Here is a 20,951-nt window from a genome sequence, read left to right as displayed (position 1 = left end):
GGTCCTCAACACGCCGCCGAACAAGCGCAACGTGAAGATGGTCTTCCAGCATCTCGCGCTGTTCCCGATGATGAACGTCTACGAGAACATCGCCTACGGTCTGCGCTGCAACGGCGCCGGCAAGGCCGAGATCGAGCAGAAGGTCAAGCGCGTGCTGGAGCGCATCGCCCTGCCGGACGTAGGGGAGCGTGAAATCCACCAGCTCTCCGGCGGCCAGAAGCAGCGCATCGCCATCGCCCGCTGCATGGTGCTCGACCCCGACGTGCTGCTGCTGGACGAGCCGCTGGGCGCCCTGGACCTGAAACTCCGCGAGGCGATGAAGATCGAGTTGAAACTTCTCCAGCACCAGTTCAACACCACCTTCGTCTACATCACCCACGACCAGTCGGAAGCCTTGGTGATGTCCGACAACGTGGCGGTGATGAATCTCGGCAAGTTCGAGCAGATCGGCTCGCCCCAGCAACTCTACCACCGGCCGGCCAGCGCCTTCGTGGCCGGTTTCGTCGGCGACGCCAACCGCTGGCAGGGCCGGGTGCTGGAGGCCGCCAACGGCGGCATCCGGGTCGAGACCGCCGCCGGCCTCGGCCTGGTTTGCACGCCGGGCAGCGGGCAGAACCCGCAAGGCGGCGATCCGGTGGAGGTCTTCGTCCGCCCGGAATTCATCCGCACCGAGCACAGCGGCACGACGCCGCCGGCGAACCACAACCACCTCGAAGGGGTCGTGGACAGCCTGCTCTTCAACGGCGCCAACAGCCGGGTGCTGGTCCGCACCGGCAGCGGCGAGTTGATCGAGGCGGACGTCACCCTCACCGGCGGCAGCGAGGACGTGCAACCCGGGGAGACGGTGGTGCTGACCTGGTCGCCGGACCAGGCCCTCTGCTTTGCGGCCCAGGCGGCCCCGCAATGACCCAAAGCGACATCAAGCGGCTGTCGCTGATCCTGCTGTTCATGCCCTTTGCACTCTGGATCCTGCTGCTGATCGTGCTGCCGCACATCGGCATGGGCGTGCTGGCGCTGCGGGAGAAGGTGGCGCCCCGGGTCTATGAGTTCGGTTTCGGCAACTTCATCGAGTTCCTGCACGAACCGATCTACTGGAACACCCTGCTGCGCACCGGCTCCATGTCGCTGCTGGTCACCGCCCTGGCCCTGCTGGCCGGCTTTCCCATCGCCTATTACATCGCCAAGGTCGCCGGCTGGCGCACCCGCGGCGCGCTCTTCCTGCTCTGCCTCGTGCCGCTCTGGGTCAGCGACCTCATCCGCGCCTTCGGCTGGATTCTGCTGCTGCGGGAAACCGGCGTGATTTCCTCGGCCCTGCAGGCCATCGGGCTTCTCAATGGGCCGGTCGAGCTGCTCTACAACGACGTGACGGTGGTCATCGGACTCGTCTACACGGTCATTCTTTTCATGATCGTGCCGTTGGTCTCGACCCTCGACGGCATGGACGATGCGATGATCGAGGCCGGCTACAATCTCGGGGGCAACGGCTGGACGGTGCTGCGCCGGATCATCGTTCCCTACGCCATGCCGGGCATCGTCTCCGGCTGCATCATCGTTTTCATGCTGACTGCCGGCAGCTATCTCACCCCCATTCTGCTGGGCGGCAAGAATTCGAGCTGGTTCACCGAGACCATCTACGAACAGTTCATCACCCGCTACAACTGGGAGTCCGGCGCCGCCTTCGGCTTCCTGCTGCTTGCCTTCACCTCCCTGGTCGTCTGGCTCGGCCTGAAGCTCTCGCGCCAGACCCTGGCCGGCACCATCGCGCGAAGCTGAGGGAGCGGCGCCATGGGCAACACCGGCAACAACTGGGCCTTTTTGCTGGGCTACCGCGCCTATGTGCTGGCCTTTTTCATCTTTCTAGCCGCGCCCCTGGTTTCCGCCGGAACCTTCGCCTTCAACGACTCCCTCTTCCCGGCGCTGCCCTGGCAGGGCTTCACTCTGGACTGGTTCTTCAACGACACCGAGCCGAAGCTGGGCATGTTCCACGACCGGCGCCTGCTGCGCGGCCTCTACTATTCCTTCATTATCGCTTCGGCGGTCGCGGTCCTCTCGGTCTTCGCCGGCACCTGCAACGCCTTTCTCTTCGTGCGCCGCGAGTTTCCGGCCAAGAACTTCTTCTACATCGTAATGATCGTCCCTCTGGTCATTCCGGGGGTCATCCTCGGCATCTCCATCCTGGTGCTCGCCAGCTCCGTCGCCAACGGCCTGGAGGACCGCTACGACATGGACTTGGAGTTCCTGCGCCCGGGCATCCTGCTGGTGGTCCTGGGGCAGTTCTCCTTCATCACCACCATCACCTCCCTGGTGATCATCGCCCGGCTGAAGAAGTTCGACGCGGCCATGGAGGAGGCGGCCCTCAACCTGGGCGCCAGCCGGGCGCGCGTGCTGATGACCATCACCCTGCCCTTCCTGCGCCCGGCCATGATCGCCGGCGGCATCGTCGCTTTCCTCGTCTCCTTCGAGAACTTCAACACGACCCTCTTCCTGGTCGGCTCGGAGGCGCCGCTCACCATCACCATGTTCGACCGCATGGCGAAGGTCGGCTCGACCCCGGTGCTGAATGCCGTGTCCTTCTTCCTGATGGTGGGCTCGGGGCTGCTGGCCCTGCTCTCGATCGTGGTCCAGCGGGACAAGTCGGCCGGATAGCCTGCAGCGATGACCGGCCCGGGAACGGAGAGCTACGACTACATCATCGTCGGCGCCGGCTCGGCGGGCTGCGCGCTGGCCGCGCGCCTGAGCGAGAGCGGCCGGCACAGGGTCCTGCTGCTGGAAGCCGGACCCGACGACCGCCGCTTCTGGGTCCAGGTCCCCATCGGCTACGGCCGGACGTTCTACGATCCGCGGGTCAACTGGATGTACGAGACCGCGGCGGTGCCCGGCCTCGACGGCCGGACGAGCTACTGGCCCCGGGGCAAGGTGCTCGGCGGCTCCAGCTCCATCAACGCCATGGTCTTCGTCCGCGGCCAGGCCGAGGACTATGAGGACTGGCAAGCCGCCGGCAATCCCGGCTGGGGCTGGCAGGATGTCCTGCCGCTCTTCAAACGCATGGAGAGTCACGCCTGGGGCGAAAGCGATCATCACGGCGGCGCCGGCCCGCTACATGTCATGGCGCCCGCGAAGGACCTGCACCCGACCTGCGAGGACTTCCTCAGCGCCTGCGAAGAGGCAGGGTTGTCCCGCAACGCAGACTTCAACGGTGCCCGCCAGGAAGGCGCCGGCACCTACCACATCACGGTCAAGAACGGGATGCGCATGTCCGCCGCCAGGGCCTATCTCTGGCCGGCGCGCCGGCGCGCCAACCTGCGCATCGAAACCGGGGCTGAGGCGCAGCGCATCCTCTTCGAGGGACGCCGCGCCGTCGGCATCGAATACCTGAGCAAGGGCCGCCACGAGACCGCGCGCGCATCGGCGGAGGTCATCCTCTCGGCCGGCGCCATCAATACGCCGAAGCTTCTGCTGCTTTCTGGCGTCGGACCGGCCGAAGAGCTGAAAGCCCTGGGGATCGAGCCGGTCCTGGACAGCCCCGCCGTCGGCCACCATCTGCAGGATCACTTCGACGTCGGGCTGATCTACCGGAGCAAGGTCCCGACCCTGAACGACGAGCTTTATCCCTGGTGGGGCAAGCTCTGGGCAGGCATGAAGTACCTGGCCGCCCGGCGCGGACCGCTGGCGCTCAGCCTCAACCACGCCGGCGGCTTCATCCGCAGCCGGCCCGATCTCGACCGCCCGAACCTGCAGCTCTACTTCTCGCCGCTCAGCTATCTGAAGGCGCCGCCGGGCACACGCCCGCTGATGAACCCGGACCCCTACGCCGCCTTCCACATCAGCGTCTCGCCCTGCCGGCCGACCAGCCACGGCATCCTGAGGCTCAGATCCTCCGACCGCGATGCGGCGCCGGAGATCCAGCCCAACTACCTCGATACCGATCATGACCGGCAGGAGGTGGTCGAGGGCCTTCGCTTCCTGCGGAACCTTGCCGAGACGCCGGCGATGCGGCGCATCATCGCGGAAGCGGCGCTTCCCCATCCGACGGGCGACGACGAGGCCAGCCTGCTTGCCTACGCCCGCCAGCAAGGCAACACCGTGTTCCACCCTGCCGGCACCTGCCGCATGGGGGCCGACGGCGCGTCCTGCGTCGTCGATCCAACCCTGCGGGTCCATGGCGCCGAGGCCCTGCGCATCGCCGATGCCTCGATCTTCCCGTCCCTCACCTCCGGCAACATCAACGCGCCGTCGATCATGGTGGGCGAGAAGGCCAGCGACCTGATCCTGCAGAGGAACTCTTGGTCCTAGCCGCTCCTGATCAAAGACCCAGCGCATCGCAGCAGCGGTAGAAGGCGACCGGCGCCGCCAGGAACCAAGGCCGGCCGCTGTAGAGCGGGCGGGTCTGGAACGCCACGTCGTCCAGCGCCGTGCGCCCCTCGGCCAGGCCCAGCAGCTTCTGCCCCACCCTGGTTCCGAGATAGGCGGCCATGGAAACGCCGGAGCCACAATAGCCCATGGCATAGTAGACGCCCTCGTGACGGCCGAGATGCGCGAGGGTGTCGAAGGTATAGGCGACGAAACCCATCCAGGAGTGACTGACCCGCGTCGTCGCGAGCTCCGGGAAGAGCCGCACCAGGTCCCGGCGCAGCAGGGCGCCGCTGCGCAGAGGGTCGGTTTCGCCGCTGGTGACCCGGCCGCCGAAGAGAATGCGGCTCCGGTCCGGCGATGGCCGGTAGTAGTAGACCACCCGGCGCGTGTCGCTGACGATGCGGTCGCTGGGCATCACCCCGTCCATCACGTCTTTGGCCAGCGGCTCGGTCGCGATCATGTAGCTGCCGATGGGGACGACACGGCGGCGCTGCCAGGGTGAGACCGTCCCGGTGTAGCCGTTGGTCGCGACGACAACCTCGCGGGCGCGCAGCGTCCCGCGCCCGGTTGTCAGGACATGGCCATCGCCGTCCCTTTCGATCCCCGTAACCGCGCAGTGCGGCACGACCGCCGCCCCGGCGCCGAGAACCCGCTCGAGCAGACCCTGGTGAAAGCGGCCGGGGTCGAGGCAGGCATGCGCCTCGAAGACGACACCGCCGTGATAGGCGTCGGTCCCAAGCTCGCGCCGCTGTTCGCTGCGCGGCACCGCCTGCGCCGGTACTTCCAACCCCTTCGGCTGCTCGGCGATGGCTCGCGCGAGCCGCTCGTAGTGGCGCGAAGAGTGCGCCGCGTGAAAGCGGCCGGGGACCTTGAAATCGCAGTCGATGCCCTCCGCCGCGACGAACTCGCCGATCCAGGCCAGGGCGTTCTGGCCTTCGCGGACGATCGCGAAGGCCGCTTCCTCGCCGTGGCGGCGGGCGAGCATCTCGTAACCCGGCTTTATGGAGGTGCTGATCTGGCCGCCGTTGCGGGTGCTGCAGCCCCAACCGGCGTCCCCGGCGTCGAGGACGAGGGTGGAGCGCCCGGCGCGCGCAACAGCAAGCGCGGCGCCGAGGCCGGTGTAGCCCGACCCCACAACGGCCACATCCACGCTCGCGGGAAGCGGGCCCTCGGGCAACTGAGGCCTTGGGCTGTGCTCCCACCAATAAGGAGTCAGCTTGCAGTCAGAGGTAAAGACGTCGGTCACAGCAGGTCACGGACCTCGGTTTCAGTCTAATGGCGCCGGCAGGAGATCCAGTCTCTCCGGGTCGAACGGTGCGATTAAGGGCCATTCCCAACTAACCGGCAGACCACCCGGGACCGCCACCGGAAAGCGCAAGCATATCCGCTCAGCACAGTCTTTGGGCGCCGTGGCGGCTCTTTGAGGGTGATCCGCTCCCGCTTGCAGTGTAAGCAAGAGAGATCGAGACGAACATTGGGGCACTGTGGTCGTGACTGCCGAACAGACTCCGCTGGATGCCGCCGTCACCGCGGACAAGGACACACCTCTGCGCGAGGACATCCGGCTGCTCGGCCGCCTGCTCGGCGACACGGTGCGCGAGCAGGAAGGACAGGCGATCTTCGATGTCGTCGAGAAGATCCGCCAGACCTCGATCCGCTTTCACCGCGACGACGAGCTGCAGGCCAAGCACGACCTGGAGGAGATCCTGGCGAGCCTCAACCCCGAGCAGGAAGTCCAGGTCATCCGCGCCTTCAGTTATTTCTCCCACCTCGCCAACCTTGCCGAGGACCAGCACCACATCCGCCGCACGCGGGCGCACGACATCGCCGGCTCCCCGCCGCGGCCGGGAACACTGGCCCTGGCCCTTCAGCATGCGGCAGAGGTCGGGCTGAGCGCGGCCGACCTGCAGGCCTTCTTCGACGACGCCCTGGTGAGCCCGGTGCTGACGGCGCATCCCACCGAGGTCCGCCGCAAGAGCACGATGCGCTGGGAGATGGCCATCGCCGAGCTCATAAACCACCGCGAACGGGAGGCCTGGACTCCGGAAGAGGAAGCGGACATCGACGCCCGGCTGGGCGAGGCCATCCTGGCGCTCTGGCAGACCAACCTGCTGCGCCAGACGAAGCTTCAGGTGGAGGACGAGGTCGAGAACGGCCTCACCTACTACGACTATACCTTCCTGCGGGAGTTGCCGCGGCTCTACGCCCGCCTGGAAGACCGGATTTCCGCCATGGACCCCACGGGGGCGCCGGTTCATGTGGCCTCCTTCCTGCGCATCGGCAGTTGGATCGGCGGCGACCGCGACGGCAATCCCTTCGTGACCGCTGATGGCATGAACCAAACACTGCAGATGCAAAGCGACAGAGCCCTGCGGTTTTACCTCGAGGAGCTGGACCAGCTCGAATTGGAGCTGTCGCTTTCAGTGCGCATGGTGGCGGTGTCCGAGGCGCTGACGGCCCTGGCCGATCAGTCGCCGGACATCTCTCCCCACCGGCGCGTCGAACCCTATCGCCGGGCCGTCGCCAACATTCGCGCAAGGCTGGCGCTCACCCATGCGCTGCTGCAGGACGAGTCCGAAGTCGACCTTCCCTCCGATACGCTTCCCCCCTACCGGGACGCCGGGGCGCTGCTCGCCGATCTCGACGTGATCCACGACTCCCTGGCGGCCAACCGCTCGCAGCCACTGACCAGAGGCCGGCTCCGCCACCTGCGCCGGGCGGTGGACTGCTTCGGGTTCCATCTGGCGAGCCTCGACATGCGCCAGAACTCGGCGGTTCACGCCAATACCCTGGCGGAACTGCTGGAGGCCGTCGCGCCGGGCACGGACTATGCCGCCATGGCCGAGGACGACCGCATCGACCTCCTGACCGCTGAGCTGACCACCAAGCGCCCGCTGATCCGGGCCTTCTGGTCCTACTCCGAGGAAACCGAAAAGGAGCTCTCGATCCTGCGCGCCGCCGCCGAGGGCCACCGGCGCTTTGGCCCGAGGGCCATTCCCACCGCCATCATCTCCAACACCCAGAGCGTTTCCGACCTGCTGGAGCTGACGGTCCTGCTGAAGGAGGTGGGCCTGGTGTCGCCGGACGGCCACAGCGCGGTGAACATCGTGCCGCTGTTCGAGACCATCTCAGACCTGCGCAACTGCATCGGCATCATGGACCGCCTGCTGGCCATCCCGGCCTACCGCCGGCTGGTCGACAGTCTCGGCGGAGTCCAGGAGGTCATGCTGGGCTATTCCGACAGCAACAAGGACGGCGGCTACGTCACCTCGGGGTGGGAGCTGTACAAGGCCGAGATCGGCCTCATCGAGCTGTTCCGCAAGCACGGCCTGCGCCTGCGCCTGTTCCATGGCCGCGGCGGCACCGTCGGGCGCGGCGGGGGGCCCAGCTTCGATGCCATCCTCGCCCAGCCGCCCGGCGCGGTGGACGGGCACATCCGCGTGACCGAGCAGGGCGAGATCATCTCCAGCAAGTACACCAACCCGGACCTCGGCCGGCGCAATCTGGAGATCATCGTCTCGGCCTGTCTGGAAACCTCCCTGCTGCGCCCGGAACACAACGATGTTCCGCCGTCCTACCTGGATGTCATGGAGGCGCTCTCGGCCAAGGCCTTCCAGGCCTATCGCGCGCTGGTCTACGAGACGCCGCGCTTCGACGAGTACTTCTGGGCCTCGACGGTGATCAACGAAATCGCGACCCTGAACATCGGCTCGCGCCCCGCCTCGCGCAAAGCGCTGGGCAGGATCGAAGACCTGCGCGCCATCCCCTGGGTCTTCAGTTGGTCGCAGTGCCGCCTGATGCTCCCGGGCTGGTACGGCTTCGGCAGCGCCGTTCAAGCCTGGCTGCAGGAGAACCCCGGGGACGGCCTGGCGCTGCTGCGGGAGATGTACCGCGACTGGCCGTTCTTTCGCGCCCAGATGTCGAACATGGACATGGTGCTTTCGAAGACCAGCATCGCCATCGCCTCGCGCTATGCCGAACTGGTCGAGGACGAGGACCTCAGACGGACCATCTTCCAGCGCATCCGCAAGGAGCACGAGGACTCGGTGGAGGCCCTGCTGGCGATCATGGAGAACGAGCGGCTGCTCGCCGGCAACCCCCTGCTGTCACGCTCGATCTCCAACCGCTTCCCCTACCTCGACCCGCTCAACCACCTGCAAGTCAACCTACTCAGGGAGTACCGGGCGAAATCCGAGAACCCGAAGGTGCTGCGCGGCGTTCAGCTCTCGATCAACGGCATCTCCGCCGGCCTGCGCAACAGCGGATAGGGGGCCAATGCTGAGTCGGTCAGCCCGCGGAAGGACGGAGCGGTGAACCAGCGTCAGATCGAGGTTTTCCGTGCGGTCATGACCTACGGCAGCATCACCCGCGCGGCGGAGATGCTACGGGTCTCCCAGCCCGCCGTCAGCCGCTTGATCGCCGACCTGGAGGCCGACATCGGATTTCCGCTCTTCGTGCGCAGCGGCGGACGCGCCCATCCGACGCCCGAAGCGGTGAACCTCAAGGACGAGGCCGATCGCTTTTTCATCGGCCTCGACCGGGTGGAGGCGGCGGCCCGGGAAATCCGCGACCTGCGGCGCGGCCATGTCCGCCTGGCGACCATGCCGGCAGTCTCCTTCGCCGTCGCGCCGCGTATCGTGAGCGCCTTCACCGGGGCCAGGGCCTCGGTCAAGGTGACCATGGACGTCCATACCTCACCGCGGATCATCGACCTGCTGGCCGCCGGGCAGTTCGACCTCGGTCTGGCCCAGCTTCCCGAAACCCGGCCGGACATCGAGGTGCTGGCGACCTACCGCCTGGCCTGCGTCTGCGCCATTCCGCGCGCCCACCGGCTGGCCGGACGCGCCGAGATCGCGGTGAGCGACCTGGCCGAGGAGCCGCTGGTCGCCCTGTCGCACCACACCCTGGCCTCCCAGCATGTGGCCCAGAGTTTCCTGGCCGCCGATATCCGCCGCGACATCAAGGTCGAGTCCCAGCCCTCCTACGCCGCCTGCGCCCTGGCGGCCGAAGGGGTCGGAATCGCCATCGTCGACCCGCTGACGGCGGAGTTCTTCGGTCCCGACAGGATCGCGGTGGCGCGGTTCCAGCCGGAAACGCCCTTCGACATCCGCCTGATGCGGCCCGCCGGCGTTCCGGTGTCCCGCCTCGCCGAGCTGTTTGCGGAGGCGGCAATGGCCCATATGGTGGAACATCCGGCCGTCACCACAACCTCATAACATTTGATTATGCCGTTAGCGGGATTTTGTATTTGATTCTATGTCGCGGGGCGCGAAGCTGAAGCGAGGTCCTTAGGCCCGCCGTCCAGCGGCGGGAAACGGCACATCATGGGGAGGGTTCTTATGGCACTCGCAAAGTGGCTTCTTTCCGCCTTCGTGGCCCTGGCGGTCGCGGTTCCAGCGGCCCAGGCCGCCGACTACAAAATGCGGCTTCACACCCTGGTCAAGTCGCCGCATCCCTACAACGACATGGCCGCCTTCATGAAGGCCGAACTGGCGGAGCGCAGCAACGGCGCTATCGAGGTCCAGGTCTTCGATGCGGGACAACTCGGCAAAGACCCGGCGGTGATCGGCGAAATGGGGCTCGGCACCATCGACCTGATGATCAGCTCCACCAACAACGCCGCCAAGCAGGTGCCGGAGTACCAGATTTTCTCCATGCCCTACCTGTTCAGCGATTTCGACGACCTGATGGCGAAGGTCGGCCCCGGGACCGCGGCGGAGTCCTACTTCCGGGAGGTTTATGACGACCGCCAGCTCAACATGAAGCTGCTGGCGCTCGGCGGATCGGGCACGCGCAACCTGTCCAACTCCCAGGGGCCGGTGAACGCCCTGGCCGACATCAAGGGCTACAAGATGCGCACGCCGCCCTCGCCGATGATCTCCAAGACCTGGGAGGCGCTGGGCACCCTGCCGGTCACCATCGCCTGGGGCGAGCTCTATGCCGGCGTGCAGACCGGTGTCGCCGAGGCCCTGGAAAGCTCGATCCCCGGATACGCCGGCTCGAAGCTTTACGAGGTGGCGCCCTATCTGGCTCTCACCGCGCACACGATCCAGGTCAATCACATCTCCATGAGCGGGCGCGCCTGGGACAAGCTGCCGGCCGACCTGCAGACGGTGGTGATGGAGGTTGCCGCGGAAGCCTCGGCTCTCGGCATCGAAAAGGCCCGGCAGTACGAGGGCGAACTGGTGAAGAAGCTGCAGGCCGAGAACGGCGTCACCGTAACCAGGCCGGACGTCGGCGAGTTCCAGGCGGCGCTGGCGCCGCTGCAGGCCTCGCTGGCCGAGGAACTGAACCTCGTCGCGCCGATGAAAGCGGTGACGGGACAGTAGTCTAGAGAGGACCGCCGCGGGCCCGCACGCACGGGCGGCCCGCGGCAACCAAAGGGCCCGGATTTCGGATGCTCGTCCGTATCAACGACCGGATCGAGGCGGTGCTGGTCGCCTTTCTGGCGCTCGCCTTTGCCGCCATGATCGCCACGGTCTTCGCCCAGGTCGCGGCGCGCAACCTGCTGCAGACGCCGCTAATCTGGACCCTGGACATCGCCCAGTTGCTGTTCTCCTGGTGCATCTTCATCGGCGCGGCCGTCGCCTTCCGGCGCGGCGGCCACTATGTCGTCGACCTGCTGCCGGAAGGGGCCGTGTTGGGCCGCCGCATCCAGTCCGTGCTGTCGACCCTGGCCGCCATCGTCGTGATCGCCGTTCTGATCCGCTACGGCGCGACCCTGGCCGAGATGGCGACGCGGCGGGTGTCGCCCTCCATCGGAATCTCCGAGGTCTGGTTCTTTCTGCCCATCCCGCTGGGCGGCGCCCTGATGGCCCTCTTTCTGCTCGAGACGCTGCTCAAGCGGCGAACGCCGGAATGAACCCGCTCGTCGTTCTGATCGCCGGCTTCTTCGTTCTGATCGCCTTCCGGGTCAACATCGGCTTCGCGCTAATCCTCTCCTCGATCTTCGTGATGCTGCTGGAAGACCTGCCGCTGGCCTCGGTCGCCAACCAGATGTACTCCAACATCGACAGCTTCCCGCTGCTCGCCGTGCCCTTCTTCATGTTCCTGGGGCGCATCCTGAACGCCGGCTCCATCACCGACCGCCTGCTCGCGGTGGCCAATGCGACGGTCGGGCATGTGCGCGGCGGCCTCGGCCATGTGAACGTCTTCGTCTCCATGGTCTTCGCCAGCCTTTCCGGCTCCGCGGCAGCCGACACCGCCAGCGTCGGCTCGATCCTGATCCCGGCCATGAAGAAGGCTGGCTACGATCCGGCCTTTTCCGTCGCCCTGACCGCGGCCTCCTCCACCCTGGGCGTCATCATCCCGCCTTCGATCATCCTCATCGTCTACGGTGCCTTCGGCAACGTCTCCATCGGCGCGCTGTTCCTCGGCGGCGTCGTTCCGGGGATCGTGATCGGGCTCTTCATGATGGCTTACACCTACGTCATGGCGGTGCGGCGGGGGTTCCCCTCCAGCCCTTTTCCGGGCCTGATGCCGCTGGGCCGCGCGCTGGGGCGCGGCGTCGCGCCGCTGCTGATTCCCGTCGTCGTGCTGGGCGGCGTCATCAGCGGGTTCTTCACCCCCACCGAGGCGGCGATCAGCGCCGTCATCTGGGCGCTGGTCCTGTCGCTGATCGTCTACCGCGACATCCCCTTCCGCGACATGCCGCGCCACCTGGCCAACGCGACCGTGGAGTTCTCGGTGCCGCTGTTCACGGTGGCGGGCGCGGGCATCTTCGGCTGGCTGATGGCCTACCTGGGTGCCGCGCAGATCGTCGTCGCGTTCATCACCCAGCAGACCGAGAACCCCTTCGGCATCATGCTGCTGCTGGTCGGCTTCCTGCTGCTGGTGGGAACCGTGCTCAACCCGATTTCCGCCGTGCTGATCTTCCTGCCGATCATCCAGGCGCTGGGCGATCTCGCCGGCATGCACCCCGTGCACATGGGGGTGCTGGCCACCATCGTGCTCTCGGTCGGGCTGATCACGCCGCCTTACGGCATCTGCCTGCTGATCGCCGCGCAGATCGGCGACGTTCCCCTGGGCCGGGCCATACTGGCTGTCCTGCCGATCGTCGGCCTTACAGTCTCTGTTGCAGTTCTGTCCCTATGGCTGCCCGATCTGGTGCTGGCCTTTCCGAAACTTGTCTCACCCAACCTCTTTTGATCCGCGGAGAAGAAGATGGCGCACATCAAACCCAAAGGTTCCTTCGTCGCTCTGGTGACGCCCATGAACGACGACGGCTCCATCGATTTCGAGGGCTTTCGCACGCTGCTGCAGTTTCACGAGGAGAACGGGACCGAGGCCGTGCTCATCATGGGCTCGACCGGGGAGGTCTCCATGCTCTCCGCCGAAGAGCGGCGCAAGGTGATCTCCGAGACGGCGAAGATGAAGACCGGCCGCATGCTGTTCTATTACGGCTGCACCGGCCAGAACACCGCCATGACGGTCGACAACGTGCGCTATGCCAAGGCCGAGGGGGCGGACGGCGCGATCATCGCCGCGCCCGCCTATATCTGCGCCTCCAACGCCGACATCACCGACTACGCGCTGGAGGTCTGCGACGCCGTCGACCTGCCGGTGGGCTTCTACAACAACCCGCCGCGGGTGAAGACCGACCTGCATTGGAACGACCTGTTGCGCCTCGCCGAGCACCCCAACATGGTGGTGCTGAAGGAGTCCACCACCCGCGTGGGCCAGGTGGCGCAGGTCTGCGCGGCCAAACCCGACATGGCGATCATGTGCTGCTGCTCGCCGAACCTGGGGCTCGTGGTGCCGATGATGGCGCTGGGCGGCGACGGCACCGCCAACATGACCGGCAACGTCATCCCGCGCGAGATGGCGGTCATCTCGAAGAAATGGGAAAGCGGCGAGGACGCCTTCGCCTGCCGGGAGGCCTGGCTGCGCAACCTGGACATGCTGCATTTCGCCTATTCGGCGATCAATCCGGTGGCCATCAAGAGCCTGATGCGGGCCGTCGGCCTGCCGGCCGGGCCGCTGCGCAAACCGCTGACGGCGCTCGACGGCGCGGCGCTCCAGGCGGGCCTGGATATCGCGGCGAAGCTGGAGCTGGACCGGGCCTACGGCTACAAGCTGGGCGCCCGGGCCGCGGCGGCGGAATAGATCGATGTCCGAGCGGGTCGTTCTCGTCACCGGCGCCTCCAGCGGTATCGGCGCGGCCACCTGCCGGCGCCTGGCGGGACCGGGCCTTGCCATCCTGGCTCATGCCCGCGGCGGCAGCGACGGCGCCAAGCGCCCCGCGCTGCAAGCCCTGGTCGAAGAGCTGCGCACCGCCGGCGCGGAAGCCGAGGCCGCCTTCGCCGACCTGGCCGAGGGAGGCGCCGCCGCGCTGGTGGATCAGGCCATCGCCCGCTTCGGCCGCCTAGACCAGGTGGTGTCCAATGCCGGCTTCGCCCAGCCGACGCCCGTCGGCGACGCGGACCGGGCGGCTTTCGACCGCTCCCTGGAGACCATGGCCGGGGCCTTCTTCGACCTCATCACCGCGGCACGCGGCCAACTGGAGGCCTCCCCCCGGGGGCGGGTGGTCGCGGTCAGCTCCTTCGTCGTCCACCGCGCGCCCGGAGGACGGATCTTTCCCGTCACCGCCGCGGCGAAAGGGGCGATTGAAGGCCTGGCCCGGACCTTCGCGGCCGAGGTCGCGGGCAGAGGCGTCACCGTCAACTGCGTCGCGCCCGGCTTCACCCGCAAGGAAGCCACGGGGCATTCGGCCATGTCGGAGGAGGCCTGGCGCGCCGCCGCGGCGCTTACCCCTTCCGGGCGCATCGCCGAGCCGGACGACATCGCCGCGGCCATAGAATTTCTGCTGAGCGACGATGCCGCTCACATCACCGGCCAGACCCTCCATGTGGATGGCGGCCTCAGCCTCGGATAAGGAGAGCCCGATGCCCATCGTGCGCGTGACCCTGGCCACCGGCCGCACGGCCGAACAGAAGCAGGAGGCGGCCCGCGAGATCACGGAGACCATCGCCCGCTGCTGCAATGCCCACGCCGAGCACGTCTATGTCGTCTTCGAGGATATTGCGCCGGAAGAATGGACTGTGGGCGGCATCACCGTTGCCGAGCGCAAACGCCAGCGCGGCGAAACCTAGCGAGGCTGCGCAGGGACCATGTCGGCTACCACCCGGACCAGCGTCTGCCATTGGGGCGCCTTCGAGGCCAGCATCGAGGATGGCCGCCTGACCGACGCGCAGCCCTTGCCGGACAGCGGCGCCAGCGCCCGCATGATCGCCGCCTGGCCGGACCTGGTCTATTCCAAGACCCGCATCGACCAGCCCTATGTCCGCGCCAGCTATCTGCGCGACCGCGAGGGCGCCAACGGCCGGGGCCGCGGCCGGGAGGAGATGGTCCCCATCGCCTGGGATGATGCCCTGGCGCTGGTGGCCGACGAACTCACCCGGGTGCGCGCGCGCCATGGCCATGATGCGGTCTTCGGCGGCTCCTATGGCTGGTCGAGCGCCGGGCGCTACCATCACGCGCGCGGCCAGCTCCGCCGCTTTCTCGCCGCATCCGGCGGCTTCACCAATCAGGTCGGCAACTATAGCTGGGGCGCCGCCCACGCGGTGCTGCCCCATGTCTTGGGCGACCACGATGCGGTGGCCAGCGCCGCGACGAGCTGGGACTCCATCGTCGAACACACGGACCTGCTGGTCGCCTTCGGCGGCCTCAATCCGAAGAACTGGCGGGTCACCTCCGGCGGCGCCGGCTTCCACCACATGGACCGGCATGTCGAACGGGCGCAGGCCCGCGGCACCGCCTTCGTCGTGATCAGCCCCATGGCCGATGATAAGCCGGAGACCCTCGAGGCCGACTGGATCGCGCTGCGCCCCAACAGCGATACCGCCCTGATGCTGGCCTTGTGCCACGAGCTTCTGCGCCGCGGGCGGGCCGACCGCGATTTCCTGGAGCGCTACTGCGTCGGCCATGAGCGCTTCTTCGCCTACCTGCGCGGCGAAACGGACGGCGTTGCCAAGACCGCAGCCTGGGCCGCGGCGCTCTGCGACGTGCCGGCGGGGCAGATCGAAGACCTGGCGGCGCGCATGATGACGGGCCGTGTCATGGTGACGGCAACCTGGTCGCTGCAGCGCGCCCAACATGGCGAGCAGTCCTACTGGGCGCTGATCGCCCTGGCCGCCATGCTCGGCCAGATCGGTCAGCCCGGCGGCGGTTTCACCTTCGGCTACGGCTCCCTGAACGCCGTCGGAGAAGGCGCGCGGCGCGGCCTGGTTCCCTCAATGGAGTCGCTGCCCAACCCTTCGGATTCGGCCGTGCCCGTGGCCCGTATCGCCGACATGCTGGAACGGCCCGGCGCGACCATCGATTTCAACGGCCACCGCGTGACCTATCCGGACACCCGGCTGATCTACTGGGCGGGCGGGAACCCCTTTCACCACGCCCAGGACCTGTTTCGCCTGCAGAGCGCCTGGGCACGGCCCGAGACCGTCATCGTGCACGAGCCCTGGTGGACGGCCACGGCCAAGCGCGCCGACATCGTGCTGCCCGCCACCACGACGGCCGAGCGCAACGACATCGGCGGCTCCTCCCGCGATCCGCACGTCTTTGCCATGCCGCAGCTCATCGCCCCGCTGGCCGGTGCCCGCGACGACGTCGCGATCTTCGCGGAGCTGGCCGAGCGGCTGGGCTGCGCGAAAGAATTCACTGAGGGCCTGGATGAGGCCGGCTGGCTGCGCCGGCTTTGGCGCAAGACCGAGACCGCCGCCCACGCACAGGGCCTGGCGGCGCCGGACTTCGAGACCTTCTGGCAGGAGGGGGTCTGGCAGGTCCCGCCACCCGAGCGGCCGGAGGTCTATCTGGAGGACTTCCGCGCGGCGCCGGAGCAGGCGCCGCTCAAGACCCCCTCGGGGCGCATCGAGATCGTCTCGGAGCGGGTGCAGTCCTTCGGCTATGCGGGCCTGCCCGGCCATCCCGCCTGGGTGGCTCCGGACGAATGGCTCGGCACTGCGGAGGCGGAAGAGCTGCACCTCCTGAGCCGGCAGCCCGCCTTCCGGCTGCACAGCCAACTCGGGCAGACCGCCGCCGGCGGTGCCGGCGAGCCCGAAGATCTCTGGCTCAACCCGGCCGACGCCAGGGCCCGGAACCTCGGCGACGGCAGCCTCGCACTGGTGGAGAACGCGCGCGGCGCCTGCCGCGCCCGGGTGAAGGTCTCGGACCTCTGCCGGCGCGGCGTCGCCGCCATGGCCACCGGCACCTGGTTCGAACCCGACGCAGCAGACAACCGGCTCGATCTCTCGGGAAACCCCAACGCCGTCACCCGCGACGTCGCCACCTCGGCCCTGGGCCAGGCCTGCACCGCCATGACCTGTCTCGTCCGCGTCCGCCCCTATCCGGACCCGGAGTGACCGCGAGGCCGTCTCAAACGCTCTCGACCTGATCCCAGAGGCTTTCGGCGGGGCCGCTGATGCGGCGGTCGAGGCGATAGAGCCGGATCTCCAGGGGCACGCGCCACTTGTCGGCATGGGCGGGGACCAGCGTGCCGGCCTCGATCTCCGTCTCGATGCTCTCGCTGGACAGCCAGGCCAGACCATGGCCTTCCAGAACCATGTTGCGGATGGCCACCGTGCTGGTCAGTTCGAAGACATCGTCCAACGAAAGACCCCAGTGCTGGATGTGGGAGACCAGCACCGCCCCCAGATAGGAGCCTTCGGTGCGGGCGAGGTGGGGGACCGGCCCGCCGGGCGGGTCCGCCAGCGCGAAGGCCGCCGTCCCGTCCTCCAGGGGGCTCGATACCGGGAGCAGCGCGGAGGTGCCGATCCGCTTCCAGATCAACCCGGTGCTGTCGATGTAAGGGCCCGCCGAGCCGTCGTGGTAGCTGATGAAGAAATCGACCTCGCGGTTGATCAAGGCCTCGAAATGCGCGTTGAAGTGCCCGTAATACTGCATGCGGGCGCGCAGTTCGGGATGCCGCGCCTTCACCTCCGTGATCCACTTGGGAAAGAAACGCTGGGAGAGCGTGGTGGCGGCGGTGAAGATCACCAGATCGGATTGCTGGCCCGCCGCGGCCTGGGCCTCGGACTTGGCGGCAAGCACGGCCTCGTTGATCCGCCTGGCGGAGACCAGGAACTGTTCGCCGGCTTCCGTCAAGGTGACGGGGTGGGAATCCCGGCTCACCAGCTTCACGCCCACCCAGTCCTCGAGCGCGCGGATGCGTTTGGAAAAGGCCGGCTGGGTCACCATGCGCCGCCGCGCCGCCCGGGCAAAACCCCCGGTTTCCGACAGCGCAACCAGATCGTCGAGCCATTTCAGATCCACGGTACAAACACCGGGCCGGCCCTCCGAAGCGCCAGAATAACTCTATTCCTCGATTGAATTGGCCCGGCCATTCTGCGTGCCGCTAGGCTGTTGTCAACCGAAGGCCAGACGAACAGGCAGGCAGACAGCAGCGGGAAGCATCGGATTTGCTGAAGGCAAGCACCTCTCATCACATCACCAGTCTCTGCGACTATGTCGCCCACGCCCGGCAGGCAGACCTGCCGGAGGCGGTTGCGGAAAAGGCGAAGCACCACGTCCTCGACACTTTCGCGGCCATGGTGACCGGCGTTGACCTGCCGGTGGGCCGGATCGCCATCGCCTATTGCCGCGCGCAGGGCGGGGTCCCCACCGCCAGCATCGCGGGAACGGATTTTCTGACCTCGACCGTCAACGCCGCTCTGGCCAACGGCATGATCGCCCACGCCGACGAGACCGACGACAGCCACCCCGCAGCCATCGGCCATCCCGGCTGCGTGGTGGTGCCGGCGGCCCTGGCGGCAGCCGAGCAGGTCGGGGCCTCGGGGGCCGACTTCCTGCGCGCCGTGGTGCTGGGCTACGACCTCTATGCCCGGGTGAACCTCGCCCTCGGCCCGCGGGAGATCTACGACCGCGGCCACGGGCCCTACTCCATCGGCGGCGCCTGGGGGGCGGCGGCCGCCGCGGGCCTCTTGCTGGACATTCCACGAGACCGCCTGCCCTATCTCTTCTCCAACGTCGCCCAGCAGACCTCCGGCATCGCCACCTGGATGCGCGATGCGGACCACATCGAAAAGGCCTTCCACTTCGGCGGCATGCCGGCGCGCAACGGCGTCTCCGCCGCCACCATGGTGGCCGCCGGTTTCACCGGCCTGGACGACGTGCTGAACGGGCGCGGGAACTTCATGGACGCCTTTTCCAGCCAGCCCGACCGGGACGTGCTGATCGACGGCCTCGGGACCCGTTTCGAAATCACCCTGACCAACATCAAGAAATGGTGCGTGGGCTCGCCGATCCAGGCGGTGCTCGATTCCCTGGAATGGCTGATGAAGAACGAGGGCGTGACCGGCGATCAGGTCGAAGAGGTGCGGGTCCACATGCCGCCCGGCGTCATCGACGTGGTCGTCGACCGCGGCATGTCGGACATCAGCTGTCCCTTCTGCGTCGCGCTGATGCTGGTCGACGGCCGCTTCACTTTCAAGGACAGCCACGATCCCGCGCGTATGCGCGATCCAGCCGTGCTGGCGATGAAGGAGAAGGTCTCCCTGGTGCCCAGCGAGATCCTGCGCAAGGCCAAACCCATCCGCCAGGCCATCGTCGAGGTGCATCTGCTGGATGGGCGCCGGCTGTCACACCGAACCTACGCCGTCAAAGGGGTTTACGAGGATCCGCTCGACAGGCCGGAGGTCGCCGCCAAGGCGGAAGACCTGATGGCCCCCGTGCTCGGAGCGGATCCTTGCCGGGCGATGATCGAAAAGGTCTTCGCCCTCGACCAGGTCCCGGACGTCCGGGACTTCAGAAGCTTTCTGCAAAGAACCCAAGAGCCCGATCAAAAATGAAATCTTGTCCGCCAAAGGCTCTCTGCCCTCGTGCCTCCCGAACCGTCATTGCCGGACTTGTTCCGGCAATCCATCGAAGTCCGGATCTCGGTCTTTCCATGGACCCTCGGGACAAGCCCGAGGGTGACGGTGTGGTCTAGGGGCGACGTTCGCAAGCCATTGCAATCAAGCCATTCATTTCGAGTCAGAACCTGAGAGAAGCGAAGAAAAACAGAGGAGGGTAAGATGAGGCGTTTCCTGATCACTGCAGGCGTCGCGGCCGCGGCGGCGCTCAGCGGACCGGCATCCGCGGCGGACCTAAAGATGGCCTTCGCCCAGGCGCCGACATCCATCGATCCGCATTTCCACAACTCCGGAACGAACTCTGCCCTGATCCGGCACGTTTTCGACCCCCTGATCATCAACCAGAACGGATTGCAGCCCGGCCTGGCCACCTCGTGGAAGGCGATCTCCGACACGGTGTGGGAGATCAAACTGCGCGAGGGCGTCACATTCCACGACGGCTCGCCTTTCGATGCCGCCGATGTGGTCTTCACCATCGAGCGCTTGCCGAACGTGCCCGACAGTCCCTCGTCCTATGCCTCTTCGGTGCAGCCGATCAAGGAGATCGAAGTCGTCGACAGCCACACCCTGAGGTTCGTCACCGACAAGCCTTCGCCGGTGCTGCCGAACAAGCTGGCCGAGTTCACCATCGTCAGCGACGAGGTCGGCAAGGGCGCGGCGACGGCCGACTACACCACCGGCAAGGCCATGGTCGGAACGGGCCCCTACCGCTTCGTCTCCAGCCGCGCGTCGGAGTCCTACAAGCTGGCGCGCAACGAGTCCTACTGGGGCGGCGCGGAGCCTTGGGAGACCGTCGAGATCCGGATCGTCGAAAGCGGCCCGGCACGCACCGCCGCCTTGCTTTCGGGCGAGCTCGACCTGATCGAACGCGTGCCCTCCAACGACGTGCCGCGCCTCAACGACAACGCGTCGACGAGTGTCCACTCGGGCCCGACGAACCGCGTCGTCTTCGTCTCGCTGGATGTCCAGCGCGATGCGGTGCAGGAGAACTATGCCCGCGACGGCGACGGCAATCCCCTCGCCAAGAACCCGATGATGGACAAGCGCGTGCGCCAGGCGCTTTCCATGGCGATCCCGCGTGAGGCGCTGATCGAACGGGCGCTTGGCGGCGACGGCGTGCTGTCGTCGAACCTCGTGCCGCCCGGCTTCTTCGGATACAACACCGACATCCCGGTGGAGACCTACGACCCGGAGGGCGCGAAGAAGCTGATCGCGGAAGCGGGCTATCCCGACGGCTTCGAGATCACCTTCCACGCCTCGACGGACCGCATCGCCTATGCGCCGCAGGTGGCACAGGTCCTGGCGCAGTCCTGGACCCGGATCGGGGTCAAGACCTCGCTGGAGACCATGCCCCACTCGGTCTACATCCCGAAGACCAACGCTTTCGAGTATGCCTACATGCTGCATAGCTGGGGCACCGCCAGCGATGCCGGCTATACCCTGAACGGGATCGCCGTGACCCGGGACAAGCCGAACGGCAAGGGCCCGTCCAACCGTGGGCGCTATTCCAACCCCGATGTCGACCGGATGATCGCGGAAGCGCAAACGACCCTGGATACCGACAAGCGGGAGAAGCTGCTGCACGATGCCATGTCCATTACCATCGGCGACTATGGCATCATTCCGCTCTACGCTCAGAAGGCGTCCTGGGGCACGTCGAATGGCACCGTCTATACCCCAGCCGTCGACCTGATGACCTTGGCGATGAGAGCCAAGCCCGCCAATTAGGCG

General features: G+C 67.2%; 17 protein-coding genes. 15 read left to right on the top strand and 2 right to left on the bottom strand.

The window, feature by feature from the left end; genetic code table 11:
- The 4 genes from Q0996_RS18925 to Q0996_RS18910 all read left to right on the top strand — a co-directional run.
- A partial coding sequence (locus Q0996_RS18925) for an ABC transporter ATP-binding protein (protein WP_299623355.1) occupies window positions 1-907 on the top strand: 907 nt, incomplete at its 5' end.
- Window positions 904-1,773: an ABC transporter permease gene (locus tag Q0996_RS18920; RefSeq protein ID WP_299623353.1), complete on the top strand. Its 870-nt coding sequence runs from the start codon at window positions 904-906 to the stop codon at window positions 1,771-1,773. The genes Q0996_RS18925 and Q0996_RS18920, both read left to right, overlap by 4 nt.
- 12 nt (window positions 1,774-1,785) lie before the next feature.
- Window positions 1,786-2,646: an ABC transporter permease gene (locus tag Q0996_RS18915; protein WP_299623351.1), complete on the top strand. Its 861-nt coding sequence runs from the start codon at window positions 1,786-1,788 to the stop codon at window positions 2,644-2,646.
- Between the two features lie 9 nt (window positions 2,647-2,655).
- The gene (locus Q0996_RS18910; RefSeq protein WP_299623349.1) at window positions 2,656-4,293 is read left to right on the top strand and encodes a GMC family oxidoreductase; all 1,638 of its coding nucleotides are present in this window, start codon (window positions 2,656-2,658) and stop codon (window positions 4,291-4,293) included.
- 10 nt (window positions 4,294-4,303) lie between these two features.
- On the opposite strand, the gene Q0996_RS18905 is transcribed toward Q0996_RS18910, so the two are convergent.
- Complete coding sequence (locus Q0996_RS18905) at window positions 4,304-5,497, bottom strand: FAD-binding oxidoreductase (RefSeq protein ID WP_299623347.1); 1,194 nt, start codon at window positions 5,495-5,497, stop codon at window positions 4,304-4,306.
- 346 nt (window positions 5,498-5,843) lie between these two features.
- Here Q0996_RS18905 and ppc point away from each other — a divergent pair, with 346 nt between their 5' ends.
- The 9 genes from ppc to Q0996_RS18860 all read left to right on the top strand — a co-directional run bounded on the left by ppc (window position 5,844) and on the right by Q0996_RS18860 (window position 16,712).
- Complete coding sequence (ppc, locus tag Q0996_RS18900; protein WP_299623344.1) at window positions 5,844-8,621, top strand: phosphoenolpyruvate carboxylase; 2,778 nt, start codon at window positions 5,844-5,846, stop codon at window positions 8,619-8,621.
- A 42-nt stretch (window positions 8,622-8,663) separates the two neighbouring features.
- Complete coding sequence (locus tag Q0996_RS18895; RefSeq protein ID WP_299623341.1) at window positions 8,664-9,569, top strand: LysR substrate-binding domain-containing protein; 906 nt, start codon at window positions 8,664-8,666, stop codon at window positions 9,567-9,569.
- Window positions 9,570-9,692: 123 nt separating this feature from the next.
- The gene (locus Q0996_RS18890; protein ID WP_299623339.1) at window positions 9,693-10,682 is read left to right on the top strand and encodes a TRAP transporter substrate-binding protein; all 990 of its coding nucleotides are present in this window, start codon (window positions 9,693-9,695) and stop codon (window positions 10,680-10,682) included.
- Between the two features lie 68 nt (window positions 10,683-10,750).
- On the top strand, window positions 10,751-11,215 hold the full coding sequence (locus tag Q0996_RS18885; protein ID WP_299623336.1) for a TRAP transporter small permease: 465 nt from the start codon (window positions 10,751-10,753) through the stop codon (window positions 11,213-11,215).
- Window positions 11,212-12,501: a TRAP transporter large permease gene (locus Q0996_RS18880; RefSeq protein ID WP_299623333.1), complete on the top strand. Its 1,290-nt coding sequence runs from the start codon at window positions 11,212-11,214 to the stop codon at window positions 12,499-12,501. The genes Q0996_RS18885 and Q0996_RS18880 overlap by 4 nt, the downstream gene beginning before the upstream one ends.
- 15 nt (window positions 12,502-12,516) lie before the next feature.
- Window positions 12,517-13,458 (top strand): dihydrodipicolinate synthase family protein, encoded by a 942-nt coding sequence (locus tag Q0996_RS18875; protein ID WP_299623330.1) that lies wholly within the window; start codon window positions 12,517-12,519, stop codon window positions 13,456-13,458.
- 4 nt (window positions 13,459-13,462) lie between these two features.
- A complete protein-coding gene (locus tag Q0996_RS18870) occupies window positions 13,463-14,227 on the top strand; it encodes an SDR family NAD(P)-dependent oxidoreductase (protein ID WP_299623329.1) in 765 nt (254 codons plus the stop codon).
- A 10-nt stretch (window positions 14,228-14,237) separates the two neighbouring features.
- Window positions 14,238-14,444, top strand: coding sequence for a 4-oxalocrotonate tautomerase family protein (locus Q0996_RS18865; protein WP_299623326.1), 207 nt, complete (start codon window positions 14,238-14,240; stop codon window positions 14,442-14,444).
- Window positions 14,445-14,462: 18 nt separating this feature from the next.
- Window positions 14,463-16,712: a molybdopterin-dependent oxidoreductase gene (locus tag Q0996_RS18860; RefSeq protein WP_299623324.1), complete on the top strand. Its 2,250-nt coding sequence runs from the start codon at window positions 14,463-14,465 to the stop codon at window positions 16,710-16,712.
- Window positions 16,713-16,725: 13 nt separating this feature from the next.
- Here Q0996_RS18860 and Q0996_RS18855 read toward each other — a convergent pair whose 3' ends face one another.
- The gene (locus Q0996_RS18855; protein WP_299623321.1) at window positions 16,726-17,622 is read right to left on the bottom strand and encodes a LysR family transcriptional regulator; all 897 of its coding nucleotides are present in this window, start codon (window positions 17,620-17,622) and stop codon (window positions 16,726-16,728) included.
- A gap of 146 nt (window positions 17,623-17,768) precedes the next feature.
- Between Q0996_RS18855 and Q0996_RS18850 the strand changes: the two genes are divergently transcribed.
- The gene (locus tag Q0996_RS18850) at window positions 17,769-19,157 is read left to right on the top strand and encodes an MmgE/PrpD family protein (protein WP_299623318.1); all 1,389 of its coding nucleotides are present in this window, start codon (window positions 17,769-17,771) and stop codon (window positions 19,155-19,157) included.
- 225 nt (window positions 19,158-19,382) lie between these two features.
- Entirely contained in the window at window positions 19,383-20,948 is a 1,566-nt protein-coding gene (locus Q0996_RS18845) for an ABC transporter substrate-binding protein (protein ID WP_299623316.1), read from the top strand.
- Window positions 20,949-20,951 lie beyond the last annotated feature (3 nt).

The sequence above is a fragment of the Pelagibius sp. genome, assembly GCF_028289705.1.
GTDB lineage: Bacteria > Pseudomonadota > Alphaproteobacteria > Kiloniellales > Kiloniellaceae > Pelagibius.
This window is presented reverse-complemented; position numbering and strand designations above follow the sequence as displayed.